Origin of the sequence: Streptomyces sp. NPDC093094 (assembly GCF_044754345.1) — a bacterium.
Classification (GTDB): Bacteria; Actinomycetota; Actinomycetes; order Streptomycetales; family Streptomycetaceae; genus Streptomyces.
On sequence record NZ_JBIVOX010000028.1, the window covers coordinates 85479 to 91812 of the forward strand.

Genomic DNA, 6334 nt, shown 5'->3' on the forward strand with positions numbered 1-6334 from the left:
TACGTGGCCATCCGTGTCCTACTGGTCGACGACCAGCCGTTGCTGCGTACGGGCTTCCGGATGATCCTGGAGGCCGAGCAGGACATCGCGGTCGTCGGCGAGGCCGGAGACGGCCTCCAGGCGCTCGACCAGGTGCGGGCGCTGCAGCCCGATGTGGTGCTGATGGACATCCGCATGCCGCGGATGGACGGTGTGGAGGCGACCCGGCAGATCACCGGGCCCGGGCGCGACGGCCCGGCGAAGGTGCTGGTGCTGACCACCTTCGATCTCGACGAGTACGTGGTGGAGGCGCTGAAGGCGGGTGCCAGCGGCTTCCTGCTGAAGGACGCCCCGGCGAACGAGCTGGTGCAGGCGATCCGGGTGGTCGCCGCGGGTGAGGCGATGCTGGCGCCGAGCATCACGCGCCGGCTGCTGGACAAGTACGCCACGCATCTGCCGTCGGGCGACGAGCCGGTTCCGGACACGCTGCACACGCTGACCGAGCGTGAGGTGGAGGTGCTGAAGCTGGTGGCGCGCGGGCTGTCGAACGCGGAGATCGCCGCGGATCTGTTCGTGAGCGAGACGACGGTCAAGACGCATGTGGGTCATGTGCTGACCAAGCTGGGGCTGCGCGACCGGGTGCAGGCGGCGGTGTACGCGTACGAGAGCGGACTGGTGCGGCCGGGCGCCCAGCAGTGACCTCGTCCGTGTGAGCCCGAAGGGCGCCCTCCTTCGTCGAGGAGGGCGCCCTTCGTGTGTACCGGCCGGGGCCGGTCAGGAATCGCTCTTGCTGATCTCCCAGAAGCGGAAGACGGTGGAGGCGTCGAGGCAGTTCTCCAGGCCGTAGACACCGTCGGCGACGACGGCGTACTGCTTGGCCTGCCAGATGGGCAGGATGGGCAGTTCGTCGGCGACGATCTGCTGGAGCTCGTCGTAGTCCTTCTCGGTGGCGGCGCGGTTGCTCTCGGCCGCGGTGCGCGGGATGAGCCTGCCCGTGATGGCCGTGTTCGTGTAGTTGTTGGCGAGGACGTTGCCCTTGCCGAAGAACGGCGCGGTGAAGTTGTCGGCGTCCGGGTAGTCGGGGACCCAGCCCTTGACGTAGACGCCGTACTTGCCGGCGGCTATGTCCTTCTCGTACTGGTCGTAGGCCACGGACTTGACGTCGGCGTCGAACAGCCCGCTGTCGTTGAGCTGCTCGGCGATCGCCTTGAACTCCTCGTCGGTGGCGGGGCCGTAGCGGGAGGGCGTGGACCAGAGGGTGAGCTTGACCTTGTCGGTGATGCCGCCCTCGCGCAGGGCGGCCTCGGCCAGCTGCTGGGAGGGGCGGGCGCCGTAGGTGTCGAAGAAGGCGGTGTTGTGGCCGTCGATGCCCGCCGGGATGATCGAGTACAGCGGGGTGGCGGTGCCCTCGTAGATGTTGTTGATGAGGGCGTCGCGGTCCAGGAGGTGGGCGATGGCCTTGCGGACCGGCAGCTTTCCGGCGACCGGGTCGTCCATGTTGAAGACGAGGTGCTGGACCTCGGCGCTGTTGCCCTCGACGACGTCGACGCCTGTGCCGTCGGACGCGGCCTCGATGTCGGCGATGTCGCCCGCGCTCAGACCTCGGTAGGCGAGGTCGACGTCACCGTCCTGCACGGCCTTCTTCAGGGCGGCCTGGTCGCCGTGGAAGAACTTCAGGGTGACGCCGCCGTTCTGGACGTCGGCGGTGCCCTTGTAGTTCCCGTTGACGGAGAAGACGGCCTCGTCCTCGCCGAACGACTCCAGCTTGTAGGGGCCGGAGCCGCTCGCCTCGCCGTCCTCGCGCAGGCCGTCGGCGTCGTACTCGCGGTGGTTGACGATGGAGCCGGCGCCGGAGGCGATCTTGCTGGGGAAGGTCGCGTCGGGGACCTTCAGCCGGAAGACGACGGTCTGCTCGTCCGGGGTCTCGACCTTCTCCAGCATGGGGAACATGATCGCGGGGCCTGCGCCGTCGTCGATCTTCAGCAGGCGGTCGAAGGAGAACTTGACGTCCTCCGACGTGAGCGAGTCACCGTTGCTGAACTTCAGGCCGTCCTTGAGCGTGCACTTGTAGATGGTGGCCTTGTTGTCGGAGAAGTCGCATTTCTCGGCGGCCTCCGGCTCGGGCACACTGCTGCCCTTGGGGAAGCTGAGCAGGGACTGGAAGACGTTGTTGAACAGCAGCCAGGATCCGGGGTCGTAGCCCGATGCCGGGTCCGTGGCGAGGACGTCGTCCGACATCCCCATGACCACAGTGGAGCCGCCGTCGCCGGAGTCGTCGGACCCCGAGCCGCAGCCGGTCAACAGGCCGGAGGCCAGCCCTGCCACGAGGGGCAGGACCGGCCACTGGTTGCGCATGTTCACGTGCGTGTGCCTTGTCGTCGTTCTCGGAAATCCCGGGGCCTCCGTCCCGGGCCCGGGATCGCGAGAGCGTCAGCCGCTCACACCGCGGCCGAGCTCCCACAGCTGAAGGGTGGAGGAGGAGTTGAGGACGTACGCGGTGCCGGTGATGTCGTCGTGGGCGGCGAGGTACTGCTTGCCCTGCCACAGCGGCAGCACGGGGACGTCCTCGGCCACGATGTCCTGGATCTCGGTCAGGCTCGCCGCGGCGGAGCCACGGTCGGCCTCACGGCGGGACTCGGGGATGAGGCTGTTGCTGATCGTGCTGTTCTCGTACGGGGACTTGAGGAAGTTGTCCTTGTCGAGGAAGGGCGCGAGGTAGTTGTCGGCGTCGGGGAAGTCGGGGAACCAACCCATGCCGTACACGTCGTAGGAGCCCTTGCGCTGGGCGGGGACGAAGGAGTCCCAGGCGGTGCCCTGGATCTCGACGTCGAACAGGCCGCTGTCGTTGAGCTGCTTCTTCAGCACCTCGAACTCCTGCTTGGTGGCGGCACCGTAGTGGTCGGTGGTGTAGTGCAGCGTGAGCTTCACCGGGGTGCTGACGTCGGCCTTGGACAGCAGGGTCTCGGCCTTGCCCACGCTCGGGTCGCCGTAGCGGTTGAAGAACGAGTTGGAGTGGCCGGTGATGGTGGCCGGGACCAGCGAGTAGAGGGGCTCGGCCTGGGAGCCGTAGACCTTGGAGACCAGCTCGCTGCGGTTGATGACCTGGGCCATGGCCTGGCGCACGGCCTTGTCACGGACGCTGGGGGCGTCGGTGTTGAAGGCGAGGTAGCGGATCTCCAGACCCGCCATGTCCTGGAGCTCGGTGTTCTCGCCCGGGTCGACGGTGAGCTTCTGGATCTGGCTCGGCGTCATGGTGCGGGTCATGGCGTCGACGTCGCCGTTCTCCAGGGCCGCGCTCATCGCGTCGGCGTCCTCGAACGAGCGGATCTCGACCTTGTCGTTGTTCATCGTCAGAGCGCCCTTGTAGTCGGCGTTCTTCGTGAACACGGCGGAGACCATCTCGTTGTCCTCGACCTTGGCCTCCAGCTTGTAGGGGCCGGAGCCGGACACGTCGAAGCCGGCCCGCAGCTTGCCCTTGTCGTAGTCGGCGGGGTTGACGATGCCCGCGACCGGGGTCGACAGCTTGTAGGGGAAGGTGGCGTCGGCGGTCTTGAGGTGGAAGACGACCTCGCGGTCACCCTGCGTCTCGACGGTGTCGATGGTGGACAGCAGGGCGTACACCTCGGAGTCGGCCTTGATGGCCAGGGCCCGGTCGATGGAGAACTTGACGTCCTTCGCGGTGACCTCGGTGCCGTCGGAGAACTTCAGGCCGTCGCGCAGCTTGCAGGCGTAGCGCTCGTTGCCGGTGTCCGTGAAGGTGCAGCTCTCGGCGGCCTCGGGCACGGGCTCGCCCTCGCCGCGGGGCTGGACCATCAGGGTCTGCACGGTCTGGCGCAGGACGTTCCAGGTGCCGACGTCGTAGGCGTAGGCCGGGTCCAGGGGCGCGGGGGCGTCCTTGGTGGCGATGAACCGGTCCGTGGTGCCGACGGCGATCGCGCCGCCGCCGTCGCTCCCGCTGTCGGACCCGCCGCAGGCGGCGAGTGCCGGCGCGAGCAGGCCGAGTGCGGCCGGCAGCACCAAAATCTTGCGGTTCATGCTCGGGTTTCTCCACTGCTGTGCGGTCCGTGTATCACGCAAGCAGGGGTGGCGCCGCGGAACACGGGAAGAGGGGTGATGTTCTCGCGACGAGATTAATGGGCGCCCGCTCCGGGCTTCACAGCCACTGGAGTTGGGGTTCCATCACGCTGCGAAACCGGGCGTGGACACACTGAAAACCCGACAGTGGAAGGTTTCGTACAGAGGCCCACCGATCCGGACACAAGGGCACGCCCACGCTCCGGAAAAAGGGGCGGCTGGCACACGGCGACCCCTCTGTCGAGGGCCTCAGGCGTGGCGAACGTCACATCGATGATCGCGTTCACATCGACCGGAATTCGGCCACTCGACCGGGTTCGATTTCCTTCGGACACCAGTGCTGGACTGCCGGTGAAATAGATCCGGAATCCAAGCTGCACGCTGGGTGAAGGGTCAGCGCATTTGTGTCATCAGACCGCGCAGAAAAGCCAGGTCCACCTCTTCCAGAGAGGCGACGACCGTGCGCCCTGCGGCAGGGGCGATGGGGGCCACGGAGGGCACCGCCACCACCTGGCAGCCGGCCGCCTCGGCGGCGGCGACACCGGTCGCGGTGTCCTCGACGACCGCGCATCTGGCCGGATCGGCGCCGAGCCCGGCGGCCGCGAGCAGATAGGGGTCGGGGTGCGGCTTGGTGCGCGGCACCTCGTCCCCGGCGACGGTGAGCCGGAAGTGCTGGGGGCCGAGGGAGTCCAGCACCCGGTCGATGATCCTGCGGTGGGAGGCGGAGACCAGGGCGGTGGGAATCTCGTGCGCGGCCAGTTCGGCCAGCAGCCGGGCGGCTCCGGGCATCAGCGGCAGCGCGCGGGAGATGCGGTCCTCGAAGCCCTCGTTGAGCAGGACGGTCAGCTCGGCGAGGGTGATGTCCGCACCGGTGGCCTCGATGAGGAACCCCGCGCTGCGGCTCATGGGGCCGCCGACCACGACATGGCGCCAGGAGTCGTCGAGGGTGCGGCCGAGGCCGGCGAACACCTCGACCTCGACGTCCCACCAGAAACCCTCGGTGTCCACCAGGGTGCCGTCCATGTCGAGGAGCACGGCCTGGAGGGCCGAGCCCTCAGCCGTACGGGTGCCGAGTGCGGGGACCGTGGTGGTCATACGGCGTACCTCCTTGAGGGACGAGCAGGCCGGTTCCCGTGCGGGGAACCGGCCTGCAGTGGACCGACCAGTGTACGTCCCGTGTGGCGTGAACGCCTCGTTTGAACGGCGTGGGCGAGGGCACACCGCAGATACGCCGGGGGCGGCTGCGGCATGCCCGTGATACGTCCGGGAAAGCCCTCCGGGCCCGCCGAGCGGCCGCTCGGCGGGCGGGCGACGCCACGGCTCAGCGGGCGTTGAAGTACTTCGCCTCCGGGTGGTGGATCACGATGGCGTCGGTGGACTGCTCGGGGTGCAGCTGGAACTCCTCGGACAGGTGCACGCCGATCCGCTCGGGCCGCAGCAGATCGGCGATCTTCGCGCGGTCCTCCAGGTCCGGGCAGGCGCCGTAGCCGAGGGAGAAGCGGGCACCGCGGTACTTCAGCTCGAACATGCCTTCGATCTCGGTGGGGTCCTCCCCCGCGAAACCGAGCTCCGAGCGCACCCGGGCGTGCCAGTACTCGGCGAGCGCCTCGGCGAGCTGGACGGACAGGCCGTGCAGTTCGAGGTAGTCGCGGTAGGAGTTGGACTCGAACAGCCGGGCGGTCTCCTCGCCGATGCGGGAGCCGACGGTGACGACCTGGAGGCCGACGACGTCGGTCTCGCCGGACTCCTCCGGGCGGAAGAAGTCGGCCAGACACAGCCGCCGGCCACGGCGCTGGCGGGGGAAGGTGAAGCGGGTGCGCTCGTTGCCCTGCTCGTCCAGGATGATCAGGTCGTCGTCCTTGGACACGCACGGGAAGTAGCCGTGCACGACGGCCGCCTCCAGCAGGTTCTCGGTCTGGAGCCGGTCCAGCAGGCCGCGCAGCCGCGGGCGTCCCTCGGTCTCGACGAGCTCCTCGTACGTCGGTCCCTCGCCGGTGCGGGCCTGCTTCAGGCCCCACTGGCCCTTGAACAGGGCGCCCTCGTCGAGCCAGGAGGCGTACTCCTTGAGCTGGATGCCCTTGACGACGCGGGTGCCCCAGAACGGCGGGGCGGGGACGGGGTTGTCGACGGCGACGTCGGAGCGGACGTGGCCCTCCTCGGGGCGCTCCTCGACCACGGCGGGGGCGGTGGCGCGGACGCGGCGCTGTTTGAGTTCGGGGAGCTTGGCGCCCGGCAGGCCGCGTTTGACGCCGATGAGGGCGTCCATCAGGCGCAGGCCCTC

5 protein-coding genes are annotated in these 6334 nt (G+C 68.7%); 1 reads left to right on the top strand and 4 read right to left on the bottom strand.

What is annotated here, in order from left to right:
- Positions 1–3 precede the first annotated feature (3 nt).
- Complete coding sequence (locus ACIQGV_RS36755; RefSeq protein ID WP_402503088.1) at positions 4–678, top strand: response regulator; 675 nt, start codon at positions 4–6, stop codon at positions 676–678.
- A 75-nt stretch (positions 679–753) separates the two neighbouring features.
- Here ACIQGV_RS36755 and ACIQGV_RS36760 read toward each other — a convergent pair whose 3' ends face one another.
- From ACIQGV_RS36760 to ACIQGV_RS36775, 4 genes are all read right to left on the bottom strand, one after another.
- Positions 754–2340 carry an ABC transporter substrate-binding protein gene (locus tag ACIQGV_RS36760; RefSeq protein WP_402503095.1) on the bottom strand — a complete coding sequence of 529 codons (1587 nt, stop codon included), beginning with the start codon at positions 2338–2340 and terminating at the stop codon, positions 754–756.
- A gap of 69 nt (positions 2341–2409) precedes the next feature.
- Positions 2410–4014, bottom strand: a complete 1605-nt coding sequence (locus tag ACIQGV_RS36765) for an ABC transporter substrate-binding protein (protein ID WP_402503098.1) — start codon at positions 4012–4014, stop codon at positions 2410–2412.
- A 432-nt stretch (positions 4015–4446) separates the two neighbouring features.
- Positions 4447–5148: an HAD family hydrolase gene (locus ACIQGV_RS36770; protein WP_402503100.1), complete on the bottom strand. Its 702-nt coding sequence runs from the start codon at positions 5146–5148 to the stop codon at positions 4447–4449.
- 226 nt (positions 5149–5374) lie between these two features.
- Positions 5375–6334: vitamin B12 dependent-methionine synthase activation domain-containing protein (locus tag ACIQGV_RS36775; protein WP_402503103.1), on the bottom strand; the 960-nt coding region annotated here is incomplete at its 5' end.

Coding starts and splice junctions, on each gene's coding strand:
- ACIQGV_RS36765 (WP_402503098.1), bottom strand. CDS start 4,014: ATGAACCGCAAGATTTTGGTGCTGCCGGCCGCACTCGGCCTGCTCGCG.
- ACIQGV_RS36770 (WP_402503100.1), bottom strand. CDS start 5,148: ATGACCACCACGGTCCCCGCACTCGGCACCCGTACGGCTGAGGGCTCG.